Origin of the sequence: Candidatus Enterococcus courvalinii (genome assembly GCF_017315945.1) — a bacterium.
In the GTDB taxonomy this organism is placed as follows: domain Bacteria; phylum Bacillota; class Bacilli; order Lactobacillales; family Enterococcaceae; genus Enterococcus_B; species Enterococcus_B courvalinii.
Window position 1 is genome coordinate 144,097 of record NZ_JAFLWI010000004.1, and the last position, 20,695, is coordinate 164,791.

The following is a 20,695-nucleotide window of genomic DNA, read 5'->3' on the forward strand; positions in this document are numbered from 1 at the left end:
CATGGATGTGAAAATATTTTTTTTAACCTCACGTTTAGATTTAGAGCATGGTGGATTAACAGCTTCCTTATTAAATAAAGTAAGAATTTTATTTAATGAAAAGAAAATTAGTTCGAATGTAGTGAGTTTTCATTATGATGAAAACTATGAAGAAACTATAAAACTCCTCAGAGAAAGATACAATATACCTGAACAAATTAACTTTATAAATATTAACAATTTTTTTGTGGAATATGATAATAATGAATTCTATCAAGAATATGCTGTTAACAGACAAGGAATGAACGGAGTGAAAAAACCTGATTCTGTTGACTATTACCAGAATGGAATGTTGAAAATGAATGTTAGTTTTGGTAAAATCACGTATTTTGATGAACAAGGTATAATTACAAAAAAAGATATCATTAATAAAGATGGATACCTTTTTTCAACTAATTATTATGATAGACAATCAAATTTAATAAAGCAATTAATGTTTAAAAAAAATGGCTATTGTTATGCTACTAAAAATTATGTTAATAGTAAACTATCTAATATTATTTACTTCAAAACAAATTCTAGTACTGGAGAAGAATTTTCTGAAAATGAATACAAGGAATTGTTCTTAAAAAAAATTATTGACCATGATAATGTAAATATACTGGTTAGTGAAACTAGAGCACAAGATAAATTTGTACTTGATTTTAATGAAAAAAATATAAAGAAAATTTTTATGACACATAGTATCCATATTAGACCCAAAACAGACATTGTTAGAGTCGGTAACAGAGAAGTTCTGAATAATTTAAATTATACTGACGGAGTAGTATTTTTAACAAATTCCCAGAAAAGAGATGTAGAGAATAGATTCGGTAATAGAGATAACTATTTTGTTATCCCACATTCTATAGAAAGAAAAGATATTATTGAATCGAAAGAAAAAAATACATTTGTCATACTTTCAAGATTAGATAAAAATAAGCGAATAGATAATGCGATTGTTGCATTTGAAAACGTAGTAAAACATATACCTGACAGCATGCTGTTTATTTATGGCGAAGGTGCTGACAAGGATAATTTATCAAATCTAATTAAAGAGCATCAGTTGGAAAAAAATGTATTTTTAAAAGGATATACGGAAAGTGCAGATAAGGTTTTGCAAAGGGCAACTTGCACAATATTTCCATCAGAATTTGAAGGTTTCGGTTTGTCTGTGTTAGAGAGTTTATCAAATGGCACACCTGTTATATCGTATGATATTAAATATGGGCCATCCGATATGATAATAGACGGAGAGAATGGGTATCTAGTCGAAAATGGAAACACAGATAAGCTATCTTCGGCAATCATTAATTATATAGATCTTAGTGACATAGAAAAAAATAAAATGTGTGAAAATGCATTGCAGTCAGCTTTAAATTTTTCAGATCAAAGATTTGCCGAAAAATGGGAATATCTATTCAATTCTGTTAAAAACAATTCTTTATGTAATATAGCAGAAGTTAATTTTGTGTTGGAAGATTTACGATGGTTAGCACCAGACATATTACAAATAACTACAAATATTGAAAGTAGTAGTGATATTTCTAATTATAATATTGAAGGTCGGCTTTATCTGAGATCGAGTCTAGAAACTAAAGAAAATAATAAGTATATTCTAGTAAAAGATTCAGTAAAGAAAAAAAACAATCAACGTGTTCAATTGGAAACAGTTATTAATTTTAGAGATGGCAATCTTGATGAACAAGAGATATATGATTATTCAATTGTTATAAACAAATGTAATTTCTTTTTTAAAGAACGAATAGGGAATAAGCGTAATCATTCTATTGAAATTAAAGATAAAAGAAAAAAACATCGTACATGGTTGCCCTATTTTACTAATCCGTATGGGAATCTAAGTTTTAAATATTTTAAATAATCATTCAAATAGTTGAAATTACTTAATGTTTATCAGGTGAAAAGGAGCCAAAATGAAAAAAATAATCACTTATGGTTCATTTGACTTGCTTCATTATGGACATATCAATTTGTTGCGAAGAGCAAAAGAGCAAGGCGATTATTTGATTGTTGCTCTTTCAACTGATGAATTTAATCATCAATATAAAGACAAAAAAAGTTATTTCTCCTATGAAAAAAGAAAGCAATTGCTCGAAGCAGTTAGATATGTCGACCTAGTCATTCCCGAGAACTCTTGGGAACAAAAAGTCTCAGATATTAAAGAATTTAAGGTTGATAAATTTGTGATGGGCAATGATTGGCAAGGAAAATTTGATTATCTTCACGAAGAAACTGGTGTGGAGGTAATCTATTTAGATCGAACTCCAGAGATTTCAACAAGTCAGATAAAAGAAGACTTAAATAAACAGTTAAAACAGTAAAATTACTAAACATGTTTTGTTTTTCTGTATTATAATGAAAGATAACGATTAGTTTACTGGAGGAAATTTAATGAAAAAAATCGCAGTTTTAGGTCCAGGTTCTTGGGGGACTGCCTTAGCGCAGACCTTAGCAGAAAATGGACATGATGTTCGAATTTGGGGAAATGTTCCTGAACAAATTGATGAGATCAATGAGTATCATACCAATAAACATTTTTTGCCAGACTTGCAAATTCCTGAATCAATTGTCGGATATAAAGAATTAGCGGAGGCTGTTGATGGCGTTGATGCTGTATTATTCGTTGTCCCAACAAAAGCTATTCGTTCAGTTGCACAAGAATTGTTAGAAAAAATGAATACAAAACCAATCATCATTCATGCAAGTAAGGGACTAGAACAAGGCACACACAAACGTATTTCAGAAGTGATTGCAGAAGAACTTCCAGAAGAAAAACGCCAAGCAATCGTTGTGCTTTCTGGTCCAAGTCATGCAGAAGAAGTTGCTGTTCACGATATTACGACGATTACAGCTGCAAGTATTGATCAACATGCAGCAGAATTTGTTCAAGATTTATTTATGAATGATTATTTCCGAATCTATACAAATAACGATGTAATTGGTGTGGAAACAGGAGCTGCATTAAAAAATATTATTGCAATCGGTGCTGGCGCCATTCATGGACTAGGATTTGGTGATGATGCAAAAGCAGCTATTATGACTCGAGGTTTAGCTGAGATCAGTCGTTTAGGGGTGGCTATGGGTGCTAACCCACTGACATTTATTGGATTAAGTGGTGTGGGTGATTTGATTGTTACGTGTACGAGTGTTCATTCTCGTAATTGGCGTGCAGGAAACTTATTGGGTCAAGGTCATAAGTTGGCTGAGGTTTTAGAAAATATGGGGATGGTTGTTGAAGGTGTTTCAACGACGAAAGCCGCTGTTGAACTAGCTAAGCAATTAAATGTGGAAATGCCAATCACTGAGACTATCTATAGTGTGTTATATGAAGATAAAGATATCAAGCAGGCTGCAAAAGATATCATGTTGCGTGATGGCAAGACGGAAAATGAATTTATGTAAATATTAAAAAGTAGAACAAAGCGATTATCGTTTTGTTCTACTTTTTTGTGGAGCATAAAACAGAAAGAAAGTAGGTTTCCTATTTTACCTCTGCTATAATAGTTCAGTGAGTACCTTTATTTTAAATGAATGATTGTGAGAAAGGAACGAACAAATCATGACAAAAGTTAGAAAAGCTGTGATTCCAGCAGCAGGGTTGGGGACACGTTTTTTACCCGCAACAAAAGCGATGGCAAAGGAAATGTTACCAATTGTTGATAAACCAACGATTCAGTTTATTGTTGAGGAGGCTTTGGCTTCAGGAATCGAAGATATTTTAATTGTTACAGGAAAAGCAAAACGACCAATTGAAGACCACTTTGATTCAAATGTTGAATTGGAAACAAATTTACGTGAAAAAGAAAAAAATGAATTATTGAAATTAGTTGAAGAAACAACAGACGTCAATTTACATTTTATTCGTCAATCTCATCCAAAAGGTTTAGGGCATGCTGTGTTACAGGCAAAAGCTTTCGTAGGAGATGAACCTTTTATTGTGATGCTGGGTGATGATTTGATGGTGGATGACATTCCTTTGACCAAACAATTGATGAACGATTACGAACAAACAACCTCTTCGACAATTGCCGTTATGAGTGTTCCGCATGAAGATACGTCGAAATATGGCATTATCAATCCCGGTGAAATAGTTTCAGATGATGTTTATAGTGTGAAAAATTTTGTAGAAAAACCAGATCCAGCAGACGCACCAAGTGATTTGGCTATTATTGGCCGTTATTTGTTAAATCCAGAAATCTTTACTATTTTGGAAACACAAAAACCTGGTGCGGGAAATGAAATCCAGCTAACTGATGCGATTGATGAACTGAATAAAAGTCAACGTGTGTTTGCACATGAATTTAAAGGGACACGCTATGATGTTGGAGATAAGTTTGGTTACATGAAGACGAGCATCGAATATGGATTGCAACACCCAGAAATTGGCGAAACATTAAAAGACTATCTGATTGAACTAGGAGAAAAATTAAATTAATTGATTTTGTATTGATTTGAAGTAGAGAACCAAATCATTTTGGGCTCTACTTTTTTGTGTTTAGATGTTTTGTTTGAGTACTTTCTGACAATTTATCCTTATTTATTGGCTGTGAACATGTCGTTGACAACCTCTTTCTATTTGACACTTGCTGGGTTTACTATAAAATAAATAGAGTACATAATTTTGTTGCTAAAAATAAGTGGAGGGAAGTGTCAGCGGCTTAGAATTTCAACGGCCGATTGAGATGACTAAACAAGATAAAAATTTTAAAAAAGCTGCTAGAATGCAGTTGCTTGAACTTTTGAATGAAAATCCTGACTGGTATCATTCTCAAAAGGAAGCACCTCAGAGAGTGAAACAGTTAGCCACACTTTTAGTAGATAATCAGAAAATAACAAAACATAGTACAAAAAAAGAAGTGGTAATCAATCCTCGCTATTTTTTATTACTTCATTTTTTGGGTTTTAACAATAAAGAGGTACAAGAGATCTTATTTCCAACGAAACAAAGTTATATTCTATGGAAAGAGGAATATGGCTATGATAAATTAAGGAGTTCAGCCATCGTGAAAAAGAAACAACTGCTGATTCAGACTTTGGCAGACCAATGGCGTATATATGATCTCATCGAACAGTCAGTACAGACCATCGCCGAGTTTTGGCGAGAACAAAGGGCGTTGGTTCAAACTGGGCATAAAGTTGTGGATGGCTTGAGTGAACAAGAAATCGATGAAATTTTGGGCTTTTATGAAGTGCTAGATACTATTGCTGATTTCTCTCGCGTCCAAAAACAGCTAGTATTGGAAAAAAAGAATCGATTTGTTTAAGTCTCAAAGCGATTGTATGTCTAAAAGAAGCTTTAATTTTTACTTAAGTGTACAAAAATAGCATAAGATTAAAGAAGAAAAATCAACAATTTTTTTGAATTAGTAGTAAAATAATGAAGAGTTTTTGGCAAACGGAATTTAAATAGAAGGTGTGGATTTCATGGAGAAACTAATAGCAATTGCTCAATCATTGCTTGATGGGTTGAAGTGGTTACTGGAAGGAAGTAATTGGTTAATCTTATTACCTTTCATTTGTGTCAGTTTTTATATCATGTATCAGATGGTAAAACGCAAAGAAAAAGGATTGATTTTAGTTTGGTATTTAGCAACGGTTGCGATTGGCAGTTTGATGTTGCAAATTGCAGTTGATACGCAAGTCGCATTAATTTTTGCAGCTGTATTGATTGGGTTGTATGTGGTGATTTATATTCGCTATTTAGGACATCGAATGCATTTGATCAAAAAAGGAAAACATGCGGCTCGGTATCGTTCAATAAAAGAATAAAAAAGAGGCTGGATAGCTGTAGTAAACCAAAAATTAGGAGTTTTGGTTGAAGTACAAGATTCCAGGCTCTTTTTTTTAAATTTTATTTGGGAATACATATGGTTAAAATTTATTTAATTAAATTTTGACTGCTTGTTATTTGAAAAAACGTTATGATAAATGGTTTAGAATAGCTGAGAGGTGGGGAAAGTTAGAATATAATAACAAGATTATAATTATGGTAAGATATCGTACTCTTGTTTTTTGATGATTCACCTCTTGCACTCAGCAAATAGTTTCCTTACAATGGGAACAGATAGAAACAGCTGAATAAAAAAAGGCTCCCTGCTTCTTAGTTGGCGCTAAGAAACAGGGAATGACTTGTCAGTACGCGCTGACCAATCATTTTGCCATAGTCAATGCAGTGCATCGACCTTTTTATTGTACCTAATCTAAGGTGAAATTTCTACCCCTATGTAGATTTTTGTGAAGGTTGCACGCTTGTTTATTTGCTATGTCAAGGTATTGGGCTAGACGCTCAATACCTTTTTTTGTTGGGGAAAAATAACGACGAGTAAAAAGCAAGTTGGCAACTGCCGTTTTGTTGCTTTCGCTTTATTAGGCAGCTGTTTCTATTGGTTTTGATTCGTGGGGGAGACTTATGAGTTTACGTTATTTTGATTATTATCAACAGCTGGAAGAAAAATTACGAGTAGAAGAACCATTAATGATCCAAGCAGGGACTTGGATTGCTCAACGAGTAGCTGCCGGAGGTCGGTTACAGATTTTCGCTAGCCGAACGTTAAGCGGTGTTGCTTTTGAATTTTGGGAACAGCTTCCAGATATTGTTCCTGGGAAATTGATCAAAAATCCAGCTGATGGTATTTATGAGAAACTAGAGGGGACGGGTCAAGCAATTATTGAACAGATAGAGACAAACCCTCAAGATATTTTTTTACTGTTATCAAATGAAGGACGTAACCCAGCTATTATTGAACTTGCGCAGTGGATCAAGGAACATGAGTATCCAGTCATCATCGTGACGGGTTTTGATTTATCTAGAAGTATAAAATCGCAGCATAGTAGTGGCTTACGGTTATTTGAGATTGCCGATTTGGTTTTAGATAATCATGCAAAATTGCATGATGCGGTACTGACTATACCTGAGTTGGACCCATCAATTTGTGGAACAGCCTCCGTTTCTACCATGTTTTTACTTCAGCAGATGCTCTATTTTATTGCTCAGTTTTTACTTAAAAAAGAGGTGCCTTCAGATTAAGGACTACCATTCAGAGAGTTTTCCACAGTAATCAACTGAATAAAAGAAAAAAAGTTTGTGTTCCACAGCTACAGAAACAGTTTTACGAAAAGAAAACGATTTTTTAGGTTGATAATCATTGATAAGTGATAGCTCAATAGTTATTTTTAATGGTTTAATAGTTTTAATAATAGTGTTTGTTTCCATTTTGATGATTATTTATAGAGGTGTTTCACAGAGGCGTGTAGATAATAGTCAATCAAATTATGGATGTGGATAAATAATTAGGTAAAAGAAATATCTATAAAAATTTAACTCCTTCTTACAGACTTTAAAGCAAACCTTTAATTGTTTGAAATCTCATTGAAAAGTTAGAATCATTTTGGTATCGTTATCTAAGAAAGTTAAACGAGATCAACTTGTTATCTTAATAACTGTTGAGAAAAACTAAAGGATAAGTGGGAAAAAAGATGAGAAGAGCTGAGAAAAAACGAATGAGTACGGGACGGAAGGTTTTTTTATGGATTCTAAGTATTTTGTTGATTATCATTGCGGGGATTGCTGTGTATGCAGGAAAAATTTATTTTGATGTGAAGTCCACAGCGGACAAGACTTATGCAACGGTCGATCGGATCACGGAATCAAAACGGGACAAAGAAATCGATTATGATGCAGGCGATCCCTTTTCAATTTTACTACTAGGTGTGGATACAGGAGATTTTGGTCGCACAGATCAAGGTCGCTCGGATTCAATTATGGTTGCAACGGTTAATCCACAAAAGAAGACAACGACTTTAGTAAGTATTCCTCGTGATACCTACACAGAAATTGTTGGGCATGGAACGAGTGATAAGATCAATCATGCCTATGCATTTGGTGGTATGGCAATGTCTATTGCGACAGTTGAAAACATGTTAGATATTCCTATTGACCACTACGCGGAAATCAACATGAAAGGAATGCAAGATTTGGTTGACGCAGTTGGTGGTGTCGATGTAAATAATAAATTGACATTTAACTATGATGGAACTGATTTCCCAATCGGTAAACAAACATTAAATGGCACAGATGCCGTGAAATATGCACGGATGCGATACGATGATCCAAAAGGCGATTATGGTCGTCAAGATCGTCAACGTCAGGTGATTTCTGGAATTATCAACAAAATGAAGTCAGTGGATACTTTGACGAACTATACCAATTTGTTAGACGCTTTGGGCAATAATGCAACAACAGATGTTTCATGGGATACGATCAAAGTATTAGCCACAAATTATCGTGATGCCTTTTCAACGATTCATTCAGAACAGCTAGCAGGAGATTCATTTACTGGTGATGGCACAACTGGAGAAAATGGTATTTCTTATCAACGAGCAAGCAGTGACGAACTCGCTCGAATCCAAAAAGAATTAAAAGAACAATTAAAATAGTGCAAAGAAAAAAATACCTAACAAAAAACACAGAGCAACCATTTGAATGGTCGCTCTGTGTTTTTTTAGCGATAAGCTGAAAAAATAAGGATCGGTTGCAAGAATGTCTTCTTTTACCCGATCCTAAAATTTTATTTACTGTTAGATTAAACCAAAAAATAAAGCGAAAGCAGCCAAGAAAAATGCTTTTGTAAAAGACATGATTTTTCGTGGATTTCGAACAATCGTTTTGGCATCAATAAATGCTTCAGAACTTAGAATATAAGAACTTACAATAATCAATAAAACAGTAATTAGTAATAGCAATAACATAACTCTCACTCCTTCAAGTTCTCAGCAGTAGTATAGCATGTTGCCATTGAAGTTACGAGTTATTTGCAATTTCTTAAATAAATTTATAACAAAATTCGTAAATAATCTAACATGATCACTGTTCAAAATCTTGTTGCCCTTCTTGGTAAATAATTTGCTGATACTGACGGAAAAAAGTGCCACGGCGATAATGCTGCTGATGTGCCAAAACTTGTTGAAAGGGACGAGCCAACCATTTTGCTTTTGGAAAGAATGGAAAAAAGGTTGGGCTATGAAGTGGCGAAAAGTCTGTGTGGATCATCAAATGGCAAGAAAACGCGAGGCGAATTCTTTTTGTTAAGTTGCGTTTCTTGATCGGAGAAAGAAAACGGAGCTGATTTGTTAACTGGATCGTTGTTTGAAAGGCGTGTTCTTCAACCAACTGCACCTGTAATGGATTGAACCAAATGGTAGTTACCCTTTTTGCAGATTCCAGCGGTAGCAAACTTTGCGTTCGGATTGCTGCCGGTAACTTGTAGTGCTTGACAGGAAGAAGTGTACGCATTGTTTTGAGATACCAGCTTAATTTTAGCTGGTGATGGCTGTCTAGTAGATAAGTAATGATCTCTTGCGCAGAGCTTGCGACCAACATACATTCATGCTGAAAAACGATCCAACAGCGATTGAAGTCTGTGGTTGTGTCTGGAAGCAGTGCATAAATTTCGACATCTAAAGGAATTTGGTATAAAAAATAAAGCTGTTCAGATTTATAAAAGGTTTCTTTACTTTCAATAGAAGAAACAAATGACGATTCACAATAAATAGTCGTAAAATCATTGATGGTAAAACGATTTTTGCTGGATTCAATCATAAACTACCTCCAAGAATAATGTCATAATTCCTCGTGTAGCTACAGTTTAGCATATGGAAATAGAACATTTTTTGACCAATAAAAGCTCTTTTTATTTTTTACAGTAGCTATATTTTTCCTTAAGCTACAAGTACCGGCCGGAAAAAAGGAAAAGGCAGAAAAGGATGGAACAAAAAGAGTTAGAAGATTTATGTCAGAAATATGAAAAGCTGTATCACAAAGTGGTAAAGAAATGTGGAGTTTATCAAAACAATCAGGAATACGAGGAGTACGTTCAATTAGCACGGATTGCTTTTTTTGAAGTAGCACGGGAGTTTATAGCGCCAAAAACATTTGAAGAAGCTTATCCTATAGGCTATTTATTTCAAAAAATTGTCTGGAAACTAAAAGAACATCAACGAAAAATCTGGCGCCAGCAAGAAATTTTAGTAGCAGTAAATGAGGAACAAGGACGACAATTAATAAGCGGTCTTTCTACTAGAGCATCTGTTTCTTCGCATGAATACGCCGATCAGAGACTAACGCTCTGCTTTCTTTGGCACAAATTATCGGCGAAGGAAAAATGTTTTTTAGCGTATCGTTTGGAAAAAGCTCGAAGTAGTCATTACCTAGCACCAGCAAGTAGACAAACAATAGCGAATTGGCGAAAAAAACTAAAAAAACGATGGCAGGATGAAAAAATCGATTAAAATTTTGACATTGAGTGTTCTGAACACGTTACTAGTAGTGTGAGTAAATGAATGACGAATGAACCGGTGCAGGCGTGGTTTCATTTACTTATAAATCAAGAAGGGAGAAACTTATGGAGAAAAAATTAGAAAGTACAAAATTAACGATTTATTTTACCAATTTGGAAGCAGAGGAAGAATATCGGCAAACGATTGGGTCGATCATTCCTAATCCAGAAGATGAAAAAGTATTGGCATTAGGAGAAATTTTTCAATTATTGACACCGAAAGAAGTGAAGTTTGCTTCTGTTTTGAAAACTGAAGCAACGAGTTATCGAAAGAGTTAAAGGAGAAGGGAAAATGAAAAAACTACAGTTGATCTTTTCAGATAGTGAAGGGAAAAATCAAAGAATCAATCCCGTAATTGCATCCAATTCATTGACAGCAGGGGAAGTTCAGGAAATGATGCGTCGCTTAAGTGAATTGAACCTTTCAGTCAAGGAAGGTGTAACACTTTACGCACAACCGTTGAGTGCAAAGTATATTGAAACAATCGAAACGATCTTGTTTTAACAAAAAATAAAAGGAAAAGAGAGAAGAAAGAATTGTTGGCAATTCTTTCTTCTCTCTTTATACACGTTGATGAAAGAGTCTTCCCCAAAACTCTTTACACCATGATTATAATACATTTGTTATCAATTATGCAACGAAGTTTACCTTTTGTAATAAAAAAGTTTATAGACCAAGGTTTCATAGATAATGATCGTTATTTTTATTGGTTATTAAAAAGAAATGTTAAGAATATTCGTTTATTTTTAATGAAGAGGTATGAGAAACGTGTGGGAATTTTGACTTAAATGTACTTTGTGATAAAATATTTTCTAATGAACTATCAGATTAACGCAATAAAATCAGTGGTTTACATCGTACGATTCACTTATTATTTTCTAATAAATTATTCATGTGAGTGAAGGGGTTTTCCTGTATAATCTTTTTGATTATCCATTTTTTATTCATCACAATATCATTGTGAACAGAAAGGAAGAAACTACTTGAAGAAAAATCCTTCTTCGGAAAAAAACAAGCGAGACCTCACCAAGCTAACGACGCCACACACGTACGTGATTATTTTTGGTGTAGTAATCTTTGCTTGGATCTTAACGTTTTTGGTACCAGCTGGTCGCTTTAGTACACAGGAGATCGAATACCAAGACGCAAACGGAGAAACAAGTACACGAACAGTACTTCGTCAAGACTCTTTCCGTTATGCTTATGCACTTGATAAAGGGTATGTTTTTGATCAATTAGAGAAATTACAAGATAGCCCAGCGGAACGGGAGAAGCTGGATGTTCCAGAAGCCGGATTAGAAGATGTGCTTGCCGCTGGTGAAAAACAATTAACACAAGAAAAACTAGATGAGATTGCTTTAACAGATGAAGTGCTTTATGACGAGTATGGAGATAATATCTATGACACGTCGAAAAAACTACACAAAACTGCAAGAGTTTGGGGAACGGATGATTTTGGTGGATTTGGTTTCCTGAACTTTGTGTTTGAAGGGTTAGTTTCTGGTGATAAATATGGTTCTGCAGTCGGGATTGCGGCACTGATCTTGGTTGTCGGTGGTGCTTTTGGGATTATTATGCGAACGGGCGCAATCGATGCAGGAATCTATGCCATTATCAGTAAAACAAAAGGACTTGAACGTTTAGCCTTACCGCTATTATTTTTTGCTTTTTCTTTTGGGGGTGCGACGTTTGGAATGGCTGAAGAAGTTATTCCATTTTCAATGGTGATGGTACCTTTCGTCATTGCGCTGGGGTATGACTCGATTGTCGCAGTGACGGTCACTTATGTTGCTTCGCAGATCGGGAATGCGACGTCTTGGATGAGTCCGTTTAGTGTTGCCGTTGCGCAAGGGATTGCTGGAATTCCAGTATTGTCTGGGGCAACTTTCCGTTTAATCATGTGGGTGATCGTGACTGGTTTATCAGCCGTTTACTTAATGATTTATGCGGAACGAATTCGTAAAAATCCAGCTAGTTCTGTGACTTACAAGTCAGATGCTTACTTCCGTGATCATCTTGAAAAAACAACAGACGAGAAAAAAGCTTTCACACTTGGCCATAAATTGATTTTAGCTGAAATGTTGATTGTTTTAGTCTGGATCATTTGGGGAGTCACACAAAAAGGATATTATATTCCAGAAATCGCTTCACAATTCTTTGTCATGGGATTAGCTGCAGGGATTATTGCAGTAATCTTTAATCTAAATGATATGAAGATCAATGATGTTGCTTCTTCTTTCCAATCAGGTGCAGCTGATTTAGCTGGAACAGCGATTGTTGTTGGTATGGCAAAAGGGATCTTACTCGTATTGGGTGGTTCAGATGCTTCCGTTCCTTCCGCACTGAATACGATATTACACAGTATTGGAACAGTCTTAACTGGCGTACCTGCTGTGATTGGTGCATGGGCAATGTACTTGTTCCAAAGTTTGTTCAATTTAGTGGTCACATCAAACTCCGGTCAAGCAGCGTTAACGATGCCAATCATGGCACCACTTGCTGACTTGGTAGGTGTTTCAAGACAAGTTGCTGTCTTGGCCTATCAACTTGGCTCTGGATTTATGGATGCTTTCACGCCAGTTTCTGCTAGTTTGATTGGTGTACTGGGAGTTGCTCGAATCGAATGGGCAAAATGGGCGAAATTCCAAATCAAGATGCAAGGATTCTTGTTTATTTTGGGAACAATTTTTATTATGATTGCGATTGCAATTGGGTTACAATAGAAAATAAAGCGGAGGATGGACAAGTCAGTTAGCTGATTTTCGTTCATCCTTTTTTGAAAAGAAATGAGGAAAATTCATGAAGATTATTCGACAAGCACAAGTTTATGCACCAGATTATTTAGGTGTGATGGATGTTTTGCTTTCAGGAAACGAAATCATTGCCATGGAAGAACAATTGACTAGTGATTTTGCAGAAGTCACGTTAGAAGAAATTGATGGGCGAGGGAAAATCTTGACTCCAGGTTTTATTGATGGTCACTTTCATATTTTAGGTGGTGGTGGTGAAGGTGGTTTCCAAAACCGAACACCGGAAGTAACGCTTAGTCAGTTGACCAGTGCGGGTGTGACGACAGTCGTTGGGTGTTTAGGAACGGATGGACAAGGACGAGATATGACTGCACTAATTAGTAAAGCGCGCGGACTAGAAGCAGAGGGAATCACGACGTATGTTTATGAAGGTTCCTATCGTTTACCAGTCAACACAGTAACAGATTCATTGATCAAAGATTTCTTAGTGATTGATAAAGTAATTGGAATTGGGGAAATTGCGGTTTCTGATCATCGTTCTTCCCAACCAACATTTGAAGAATTTTCTCGAGCAGTTGCAGATGCACGAGTTGGCGGCATGTTATCTGGCAAGGCAGGAATCACGAATGTTCATTTAGGTGGTGGGGCAAGAAAATTAGAATTGTTAACACGTGTTGTGAAAGAAACTGAAATTCCAATCACCCAATTTTGGCCAACCCATGCGAATCGAACAGCCGATTTATTTGAAGCTTGTTTAGCCTTTGCTAAAGAAGGGGGCACCATTGATTTTACCGCAAGTGAAGATCCCGATTTTTGGGAAAAAACTGATGGTGAAATTCGTTTTAGCCAAGCGCTAAAACGAGTGATTGAAGAAGGTGTTTCTCTAGATAACTTTACAATGACCTCTGATGGGCAGGGGAGTTTACCTTATTTTGATGAAAATAATCATTTCTTAGGAATGGGTATTGGAAGTGCTAAAGCATTATTAGTTGGAATCAAAGAAGCTGTTGAAAGAGAGAATATTCCATTGGAAATCGCACTAAGAGCAATCACTTCTAATCCAGCACGTGTATTGAAACTAGCTAAAAAAGGCCAAATCAAAGTCGGAAATGATGCTGATTTGTGTTTATTGGATGCAGATACACTGACAATCGATACAGTGATCGCCAAGGGAGAAGTGATGGTTCAAGGAAAAGAAGTCAAGGTTTGGGGGACATTTGAACAATTACGTTAATGAAAAAATAAGCCTCTGAGGTGTTCTATTTGTCTGAATAATTGGTTGATGTTACTCTATAAGTAGATTAAAAATAATCATTATTTATCAAGGAGGAAGAATCATGGCAGATTTAAAAGGACGTTCAGAAGACTTGAAGGACAAAGTAGTCGGTGAAGGTAAAGAAGCTTATGGTAAAGCAACTGATGATAAATCAAAAGAGGTTGAAGGAAAAGCACAATCTTTAGGCGCAGACATCAAAGAAAAAGCGCGTGATCTTGGTGATGACATCAAAGAAGGCTTTGAAGATATCAAAGATAAATTTTCAAAGAAAGATAAATAATTTTTACTTACCTGGACTAAAAATAAAGGGTGGAACAAAACGTTATTTCGTTTTGTTCCACCCTTTTTTGCTGTTGATTATTCAAACATACTTGTAATTGAATCCCAAAGACCACTGAAAAAGTTTTTGATTTGCACCCATAGTCCCTTAGATTTCTCTTCAATTTGTTTTTTAGTTTCTGTTAAGTCTAGTTCATTCACGAAGTCTTCAAAGATATTTTTATCTTTCATATCGCTCATGAGTGAGGTTAGCTCACTGACTTGATCTGTCGTCATGATATCCGCAAGTCCGTGATCTTTTAAAGCTGTTTCGACAGTTTGCTGGATTTCTTCTTTGGTTAGTTTCTGGCCATCTTTGGTTTTGGTTGCTAGTTCAGCTTTTGCTTGCTCTTGTGCGGCATTCAAAGCCTCATCAGAGTAACCTTCTTTGTCTTTGTTTTCTTCAGTGATTGAAGAAAGGACATTCATCTCATCTTGCGCGACTTCTACGCGATCTTTGTTGATGATTCCGCCAGATTCTTCAACGATTTTGTAAACACCTGCTAGTGCACCAGAGCCATCAATTGGAACGGCAGAAGCAATCGTTAATTGGGCATCAGTAATCCCAGCAGTCAAAGCAGCATTTTGATATTGAGCTGCGGTAATTTTCGTAATATTTTCGGGTGTAGCGATGTCAACGTTGATTCCTTTTCCTTCTGCCAAAGTTTGCATACGGACAGAACTGTAGACTGCCCATTCTTGGTTGAAGCCACCATCAGGAATATAGTTCATTAAATCCGTTCCATTTGTCGTATAAATCGGTGTTTCACCTTTGATCCCTAACTTGTTTAACGTATAGTCTTGTTGCTCTTTGGTTAGCGCGTTACCGAGTGCGACAGCATTGACTTGAATTTTTTCTGCTTGGTCTGTAGACTGACTTGTTTCTTGATTCGTTGTTGAAGTTGTCGCAACGGTTTCACTTGTTGTTGAGTCTTGAGCAAACGCTAAGGGTGTACTTAAAAGAACTTGGCTTGCGATTAAAGTCGTAGCAAGTAGTGTCCATGTTTTTGGTTGATTTTTTTTCATGTTGACCTCCAAAAGTTGTAAAAATTATTTGAATAATTAATTCAATGATTTCACTTAGTTTACTACAAGGTACTTGAGAAAACTTGGGACTAGAGGCGGATTTAGGGAAATTTAAAAAAGGTTGTGGCACCAAGCGCTTAGCTTCAAGGAATAAGGAGTTTTGTCTAAAAATAGCTTTTCATATTTTTAGACAGCTGTGTGGTAAACACCATTTATTCAAGAAAGAAGGCTGTGACAATACTTTGTCACAGCCTTCTTTCTTTTAGTCATCGTTGGTTAAAGCAAGCATTTTACGAGTGAATTCTTTGTTTTTTAGCTCATAAACTTCATCACATTTTTTGGCAACTTCTAATTCATGAGTAACAAGGATGATACAACGATCCTGTTCATGTGCGATTTCTTGGAATAACTCAACAATTTCTTGAGACGTTGTTTCATCCAGATTTCCAGTTGGTTCATCCGCGACAATCAATTGGTGATCACAACAGATTGCACGAACGATAGCTACCCGTTGTTGTTGTCCACCGGAAAGTAATGTTACTTTCTTTTGTGCCATTTGTTCATCAATGCCTACTCGTGCTAAGTGTTCAAGTGCGATTTGACGTCGATTTTTTTGTTTGGTTTGAGAAATTTCCATGGCTGCAACGACATTGTCAACTGCAGAAAGATAAGGAAGTAAATTATATGCTTGGAAAATAATCGAAACGCTATTCTTACGATAATTTCGCAGACCAATTTTTGCTAAAGGACGATCTTCATAATACACGGTTCCTTCTCTAGGATTATCCAAACCAGAGATCAATGAAAGAAAGGTTGTTTTACCAGAACCACTGGCACCTAAAATCGCGTATATTTTGCCTGTTTCAAAAGTTAAAGAGACTTCTTGGTAAAGTGCATCTTCTGGATTTTGATACCAAAATCCTAAGTTTTCTGTTCGTAACATGTGTGTACCTCCTTTAATTCAATAAAATTTTTCGTGGGTTCAAACGCAAGATGCCAATAGAGGCCAAGCAAACAGAAAGCAAACTGATTCCTAAAGCAACCAAGGCAAGAAAACCGATTTGCGTTGGCGTTACATTGATCGAAAGTTCACTGACTTCATTAGAAACGGTGAACGGATTATTGTTGCCACCCGGTGCGCCCATTTGACCACCACGTCCGCCAGGATTTTCTCCGTCTGGTCGCTGGGTTCCTTCACCATTTGTTTGTGTGTTTTGATCAGTGCTTGTTTGTTGCTCTATCAGCTGTTGTCCCACCACATTTGCCACTACGTTTCCGCTAACTGCTGCCACGCCTAGCGCTAAAATCATGCATAAAGCTACTTCTGTAAATAATTGTAAAATAATTTTGATTCGAGATTCACCTAATGAAAGTAAGACACCAAGTTCATGGCGACGTTCACGAATAGTGATCATGATGATCAAAGTCAAGATAATAATGCCAGCAACAGCAACTAACAAGACGACATTTTTGGAAAAACTGGCTACATTGTTCAAAGGTTCAAGCATTGATTGGTAAGCTGCATCATTTGATTGTAAGCTGAAAGTATCTGTGTCAATAAGTTTCTCAGCTTCTGCTACAAATTCATCCATATTTTCTGGGTCTGCGAGTGTATAGACGGCTGAATCAATAGTATTGTCCTCGGCTGTTCCATTTAATTCATTGGCTAGTGTGTAGGAAGTGTACAGAGTATTGGAAGGGTTCATCATACTGAATTGCATCCCCATGCTATTGCTACTTTCGCTAGACTTATAAATGCCTTTCACAGTCAGTTCGTACGTTGTTTCTTCGTCCTCAGAACCAGTAATCGTAAATGTATCTCCAACTGCTAAATCATTGGCAGTTGCTAATGTTTCTTCAATCAGGACATGATTCGTCTCTTTGTCGCTTTCATCAATTCCTTCCCCGTCAGTAATTGTTGCTGTTCCATTTGAAAAAGTACTATTTTGCGCGGACGCTGACACACCGGTAACTTGAAAGTCTGCTTGTGTCATTTGACCACCACCAGGCATCCCACCTCCCATTGGCTGATTCGCATCGGTTGTTTCAGTAGAACTATCTGTTGAATCAGAACTTGAGATGGCTGTGATTCCATCGCTTGCTAATGCGGAAGCGGAGCTTTCAAAAGAGTAGCTTTTAACTTCTGCTAAATCAGCAATCTTTTGTGCATCTTCTAATGAAACTGGTGTTAATGAAAAACTTCCCGGGTCGATCCTTTCTTGACTCGTGCTGTCTGAATCTGTCCCACTAGCTGTTTCATCTGGTTTTTGGAAACTTGCTTCGCGATTAGCGCTTAGTGTAACGGTTGCCCCAACTTCTTTTTGTGCTTCGCTAGCAGCTTGTTCGGCTGCACTACGAATAGTTAGACCCGCGAGAACAAAGACTAAAATCGCTGTGAAAACGGCGAATAAGAGAAGCGAACGTCCCCATTTCACCTTGGTACTTTTTAGTGCGCGTTTGATAAAATTCATTATTTTCAATCCCTCCTGTAGTATTGCATTGCCAAATTGTAAAAGGTCTAACTTAAATGAACCTTAATCACGAAGAGAACCAAGGAAAATCAAATAGTAGGAAGAAAAACAAGCTATAGTTATCGTTCGAAATGTGCTAGAATGTAACAAGTATGTTTCGAGCAAGTGGCAAAAAATCGGTAAGAGCAAGAAGTGTAAGAAAAATGCGGATATAGGTCTAGTGAAGTCCTTCCTGTCTTTGGTTGTGTTGAACGAAAAGAAAACGGGGGAAGATTTTTTTAAGAAGGCCATAGGAAACGATTGTAGATGCTAGCGATTTGCTGATTTTGTTGTATAATGATAGCGACAGCTAAATTATTTGGCTTGGATGCAATCAGTTATTGCGTAAAGAAGATTCATTGTAAAGCGAGAAACACTTATCCAAAACGAACAAGATGAACAATGGCAAAAAAAGATAGGAAAGCACCAGTTCTATGTAAGGATTGCCTTTAGAGTCTCGTTGACTTTTGTATAAGCAACCAAAAAACAACTTTTTTTGGTTATTTACTACAATCAATCAGTTAGCAATAAAGTAATTCGTTAATCAATTAGTAGTTAAATAGATTAGTAATCAATATTAAGTAGAGAATTGACATCATTTGAAAGTGATGCCATAGAAGAGGTGAAATTTGTGAGTACCATTAAAATCATTCCATTAGGCGGTGTCCGCGAAAATGGGAAAAATATGTATGTCGCAGAAGTTGGAGAAGATATTTTTGTATTAGACTGTGGATTGAAATATCCAGAAAATGAACTTTTGGGAATCGATGTTGTCATTCCTGACTTCACATATTTAGAAGAAAATATAGATCGAGTAGCTGGCGTGTTTTTAACACACGGACATGCAGATGCAATTGGCGCTTTGCCATATTTCTTATCTAAATTAGCTGTTCCAGTTTTTGGAACGGAGTTAACGATCGAATTAGCTAAAATAAGCGTTAGTCGCAATGAAGATTCAAAAGGATTCAAAGATTTCCATGTTGTGGATGAACATACTGAGATTGATTTTGGTGAAACAATCGTCAGTTTTTTCCGCACGACACATTCAATCCCAGATTCTGTGGGAATCAATTTAAAAACGCCAGAAGGAAATATTGTGTATACAGGCGATTTTAAATTTGATCAAACAGCTATCCCGATGTATCAAACAGATTATGCGCGTTTGACAGAAATTGGTAAAGAAGGCGTACTAGCACTTCTTAGTGAGTCTGCGAACGCTGAGAACCCAGCACCCGTTGCTTCTGAATTGCAAATTGCTGATGAAGTTTTTGATACAATCGAATATTGGGAAGGTCGTATTATTGTTGCTTGCGTGGCAAGTAATTTACAACGAGTACAGCAAGTGTTAGATGCTGCAGCAAAAGCTAACCGTAAAGTTGTCTTAACAGGGCAAGATTTTGAACGAATTATTCGGACTGCAATGCGTTTAGAAAAGGTTCAATTACCAAGCGAAGATTTATTGGTGACCTTAAAAGAAATGAAGAATTATGAACCAGAAGAATTAATTATTCTTGAGACAGGTCGAATGGGGGAACCAATCAAGTCATTACAAAAAATGGCAAATGGCACACACCGCAATTTGAAAATCGAAGACGGTGACTTAGTTTATATTACAACCACACCAAGCACAGCAATGGAAACAATGGTTGCTAAAACGGAAGATATGATTTATCGTGCGGGTGGAACAGTGAAATTGATTTCAGAGAACATGCGTGTTTCTGGTCATGCAAACCCTAACGACTTACAACTAATGTTAAACTTCATGCGTCCAACTTACTTTATTCCTGTTCAAGGCGAATATCGTGAATTAGCAGCACATGCTGATTTGGCACATGCCGTTGGAATGCCATACAAAAATATCTATATCACCGGCCGCGGGGATATTTTAGAATATAAAAATAAACGAATGAGTGTTGCTGGTACAACCAGTGCTGAAAACGTGATGATCGATGGACTTGGTGTTGGTGACATTGGGAACATCGTGCTACGCGACCGCAAAATTTTATCGGAAGACGGGATTTTTGTGGCAGTCGTTACAATCAGTCGTCGAGAAAAGAAAATCGTTTCGAAACCACAAATCACTTCACGTGGATTTGTTTATGTCAAGGCGAGTCGCGATCTGATGAAAGAATGCACAGGGATGATTGAAGAAATCGTCAATAAACATTTAGAAAGTGATGACTTTGAGTGGAGTAAATTAAAACAAGACATCCGTGATCAATTGGGCCGTTACTTATTCGAGCAAACAAAACGTCGTCCGGTGATTTTACCAGTCATTATGGAAGCAACACAACGACGTGGCAAAAAGTAAGCACTAGAGATTTTCGTTCTAAAAAATCAAAAAAGGTAGAAGATTCCCTCTGTTTGGTGGTCTTCTACTTTTTTACTATGTAGGAAAATGAATCTGTTCACATAAAGAATCAAGGAAGGGATTGATGAGG

General features: G+C 36.4%; 20 protein-coding genes. 15 read left to right on the forward strand and 5 right to left on the reverse strand.

The genetic code is table 11. The features are described from left to right. Positions 1-7 precede the first annotated feature (7 nt). The 8 genes from JZO71_RS12580 to JZO71_RS03815 all read left to right on the forward strand — a co-directional run bounded on the left by JZO71_RS12580 (position 8) and on the right by JZO71_RS03815 (position 8,475). Positions 8-1,900 (forward strand): glycosyltransferase, encoded by a 1,893-nt coding sequence (locus JZO71_RS12580; protein ID WP_206898261.1) that lies wholly within the window; start codon positions 8-10, stop codon positions 1,898-1,900. Between the two features lie 52 nt (positions 1,901-1,952). Further along, a complete protein-coding gene (tagD, locus tag JZO71_RS03785; protein WP_206898262.1) occupies positions 1,953-2,360 on the forward strand; it encodes a glycerol-3-phosphate cytidylyltransferase in 408 nt (135 codons plus the stop codon). Positions 2,361-2,430: 70 nt separating this feature from the next. Continuing rightward, the gene (locus JZO71_RS03790; protein WP_206898263.1) at positions 2,431-3,441 is read left to right on the forward strand and encodes an NAD(P)H-dependent glycerol-3-phosphate dehydrogenase; all 1,011 of its coding nucleotides are present in this window, start codon (positions 2,431-2,433) and stop codon (positions 3,439-3,441) included. Positions 3,442-3,598: 157 nt separating this feature from the next. Next, positions 3,599-4,474 carry a UTP--glucose-1-phosphate uridylyltransferase GalU gene (gene galU / locus JZO71_RS03795; protein WP_206898264.1) on the forward strand — a complete coding sequence of 292 codons (876 nt, stop codon included), beginning with the start codon at positions 3,599-3,601 and terminating at the stop codon, positions 4,472-4,474. A gap of 247 nt (positions 4,475-4,721) precedes the next feature. After that, on the forward strand, positions 4,722-5,303 hold the full coding sequence (locus JZO71_RS03800; protein ID WP_206898265.1) for a hypothetical protein: 582 nt from the start codon (positions 4,722-4,724) through the stop codon (positions 5,301-5,303). Positions 5,304-5,463: 160 nt separating this feature from the next. After that, positions 5,464-5,808 (forward strand): hypothetical protein, encoded by a 345-nt coding sequence (locus JZO71_RS03805; protein WP_206898266.1) that lies wholly within the window; start codon positions 5,464-5,466, stop codon positions 5,806-5,808. Between the two features lie 640 nt (positions 5,809-6,448). Continuing rightward, complete coding sequence (locus JZO71_RS03810) at positions 6,449-7,066, forward strand: SIS domain-containing protein (protein ID WP_206898267.1); 618 nt, start codon at positions 6,449-6,451, stop codon at positions 7,064-7,066. Positions 7,067-7,515: 449 nt separating this feature from the next. After that, positions 7,516-8,475, forward strand: coding sequence for an LCP family glycopolymer transferase (locus JZO71_RS03815; RefSeq protein WP_242590380.1), 960 nt, complete (start codon positions 7,516-7,518; stop codon positions 8,473-8,475). Positions 8,476-8,616: 141 nt separating this feature from the next. Here JZO71_RS03815 and JZO71_RS03820 read toward each other — a convergent pair whose 3' ends face one another. After that, positions 8,617-8,787: a hypothetical protein gene (locus tag JZO71_RS03820; RefSeq protein ID WP_206898268.1), complete on the reverse strand. Its 171-nt coding sequence runs from the start codon at positions 8,785-8,787 to the stop codon at positions 8,617-8,619. A gap of 115 nt (positions 8,788-8,902) precedes the next feature. Then, positions 8,903-9,637: a hypothetical protein gene (locus JZO71_RS03825; RefSeq protein WP_206898269.1), complete on the reverse strand. Its 735-nt coding sequence runs from the start codon at positions 9,635-9,637 to the stop codon at positions 8,903-8,905. A gap of 164 nt (positions 9,638-9,801) precedes the next feature. Between JZO71_RS03825 and JZO71_RS03830 the strand changes: the two genes are divergently transcribed. The 6 genes from JZO71_RS03830 to JZO71_RS03855 all read left to right on the forward strand — a co-directional run bounded on the left by JZO71_RS03830 (position 9,802) and on the right by JZO71_RS03855 (position 14,680). Then, a complete protein-coding gene (locus JZO71_RS03830) occupies positions 9,802-10,326 on the forward strand; it encodes a hypothetical protein (RefSeq protein WP_206898270.1) in 525 nt (174 codons plus the stop codon). A gap of 113 nt (positions 10,327-10,439) precedes the next feature. Continuing rightward, the gene (locus JZO71_RS03835; protein WP_206898271.1) at positions 10,440-10,652 is read left to right on the forward strand and encodes a hypothetical protein; all 213 of its coding nucleotides are present in this window, start codon (positions 10,440-10,442) and stop codon (positions 10,650-10,652) included. Positions 10,653-10,665: 13 nt separating this feature from the next. Then, positions 10,666-10,878: a DUF2922 domain-containing protein gene (locus JZO71_RS03840; protein WP_206898272.1), complete on the forward strand. Its 213-nt coding sequence runs from the start codon at positions 10,666-10,668 to the stop codon at positions 10,876-10,878. 479 nt (positions 10,879-11,357) lie between these two features. Further along, a complete protein-coding gene (gene yfcC / locus JZO71_RS03845; RefSeq protein WP_206898273.1) occupies positions 11,358-13,097 on the forward strand; it encodes a putative basic amino acid antiporter YfcC in 1,740 nt (579 codons plus the stop codon). Between the two features lie 76 nt (positions 13,098-13,173). Beyond that, complete coding sequence (gene iadA, locus JZO71_RS03850; RefSeq protein WP_206898274.1) at positions 13,174-14,358, forward strand: beta-aspartyl-peptidase; 1,185 nt, start codon at positions 13,174-13,176, stop codon at positions 14,356-14,358. A 103-nt stretch (positions 14,359-14,461) separates the two neighbouring features. After that, entirely contained in the window at positions 14,462-14,680 is a 219-nt protein-coding gene (locus tag JZO71_RS03855; RefSeq protein WP_206898275.1) for a CsbD family protein, read from the forward strand. Positions 14,681-14,757: 77 nt separating this feature from the next. Here the strand turns inward: JZO71_RS03855 and JZO71_RS03860 are convergent, their stop codons facing one another. The 3 genes from JZO71_RS03860 to JZO71_RS03870 form a co-directional block, all read right to left on the reverse strand. Continuing rightward, positions 14,758-15,744 carry a DUF1002 domain-containing protein gene (locus JZO71_RS03860; protein WP_206898276.1) on the reverse strand — a complete coding sequence of 329 codons (987 nt, stop codon included), beginning with the start codon at positions 15,742-15,744 and terminating at the stop codon, positions 14,758-14,760. A 262-nt stretch (positions 15,745-16,006) separates the two neighbouring features. After that, entirely contained in the window at positions 16,007-16,687 is a 681-nt protein-coding gene (locus JZO71_RS03865) for an ABC transporter ATP-binding protein (protein WP_206898277.1), read from the reverse strand. 13 nt (positions 16,688-16,700) lie between these two features. Then, positions 16,701-18,215, reverse strand: coding sequence for an ABC transporter permease (locus tag JZO71_RS03870; protein WP_206898278.1), 1,515 nt, complete (start codon positions 18,213-18,215; stop codon positions 16,701-16,703). Positions 18,216-18,885: 670 nt separating this feature from the next. On the opposite strand from JZO71_RS03870, the gene JZO71_RS03875 reads away from it, so the two are divergent. Next, positions 18,886-20,565, forward strand: coding sequence for an RNase J family beta-CASP ribonuclease (locus JZO71_RS03875; protein WP_206898279.1), 1,680 nt, complete (start codon positions 18,886-18,888; stop codon positions 20,563-20,565). Positions 20,566-20,695 lie beyond the last annotated feature (130 nt).

Coding starts and splice junctions, on each gene's coding strand:
- JZO71_RS03825 (WP_206898269.1), bottom strand. CDS start 9,637: ATGATTGAATCCAGCAAAAATCGTTTTACCATCAATGATTTTACGACT.
- JZO71_RS03860 (WP_206898276.1), bottom strand. CDS start 15,744: ATGAAAAAAAATCAACCAAAAACATGGACACTACTTGCTACGACTTTA.
- JZO71_RS03810 (WP_206898267.1), top strand. CDS start 6,449: ATGAGTTTACGTTATTTTGATTATTATCAACAGCTGGAAGAAAAATTA.
- tagD (WP_206898262.1), top strand. CDS start 1,953: ATGAAAAAAATAATCACTTATGGTTCATTTGACTTGCTTCATTATGGA.
- JZO71_RS03820 (WP_206898268.1), bottom strand. CDS start 8,787: ATGTTATTGCTATTACTAATTACTGTTTTATTGATTATTGTAAGTTCT.
- iadA (WP_206898274.1), top strand. CDS start 13,174: ATGAAGATTATTCGACAAGCACAAGTTTATGCACCAGATTATTTAGGT.
- JZO71_RS03800 (WP_206898265.1), top strand. CDS start 4,722: ATGACTAAACAAGATAAAAATTTTAAAAAAGCTGCTAGAATGCAGTTG.
- JZO71_RS03790 (WP_206898263.1), top strand. CDS start 2,431: ATGAAAAAAATCGCAGTTTTAGGTCCAGGTTCTTGGGGGACTGCCTTA.
- galU (WP_206898264.1), top strand. CDS start 3,599: ATGACAAAAGTTAGAAAAGCTGTGATTCCAGCAGCAGGGTTGGGGACA.
- JZO71_RS03855 (WP_206898275.1), top strand. CDS start 14,462: ATGGCAGATTTAAAAGGACGTTCAGAAGACTTGAAGGACAAAGTAGTC.
- JZO71_RS03815 (WP_242590380.1), top strand. CDS start 7,516: ATGAGAAGAGCTGAGAAAAAACGAATGAGTACGGGACGGAAGGTTTTT.
- JZO71_RS03840 (WP_206898272.1), top strand. CDS start 10,666: ATGAAAAAACTACAGTTGATCTTTTCAGATAGTGAAGGGAAAAATCAA.
- JZO71_RS03865 (WP_206898277.1), bottom strand. CDS start 16,687: ATGTTACGAACAGAAAACTTAGGATTTTGGTATCAAAATCCAGAAGAT.
- JZO71_RS03805 (WP_206898266.1), top strand. CDS start 5,464: ATGGAGAAACTAATAGCAATTGCTCAATCATTGCTTGATGGGTTGAAG.
- JZO71_RS03830 (WP_206898270.1), top strand. CDS start 9,802: ATGGAACAAAAAGAGTTAGAAGATTTATGTCAGAAATATGAAAAGCTG.
- JZO71_RS03835 (WP_206898271.1), top strand. CDS start 10,440: ATGGAGAAAAAATTAGAAAGTACAAAATTAACGATTTATTTTACCAAT.
- JZO71_RS03870 (WP_206898278.1), bottom strand. CDS start 18,215: ATGAATTTTATCAAACGCGCACTAAAAAGTACCAAGGTGAAATGGGGA.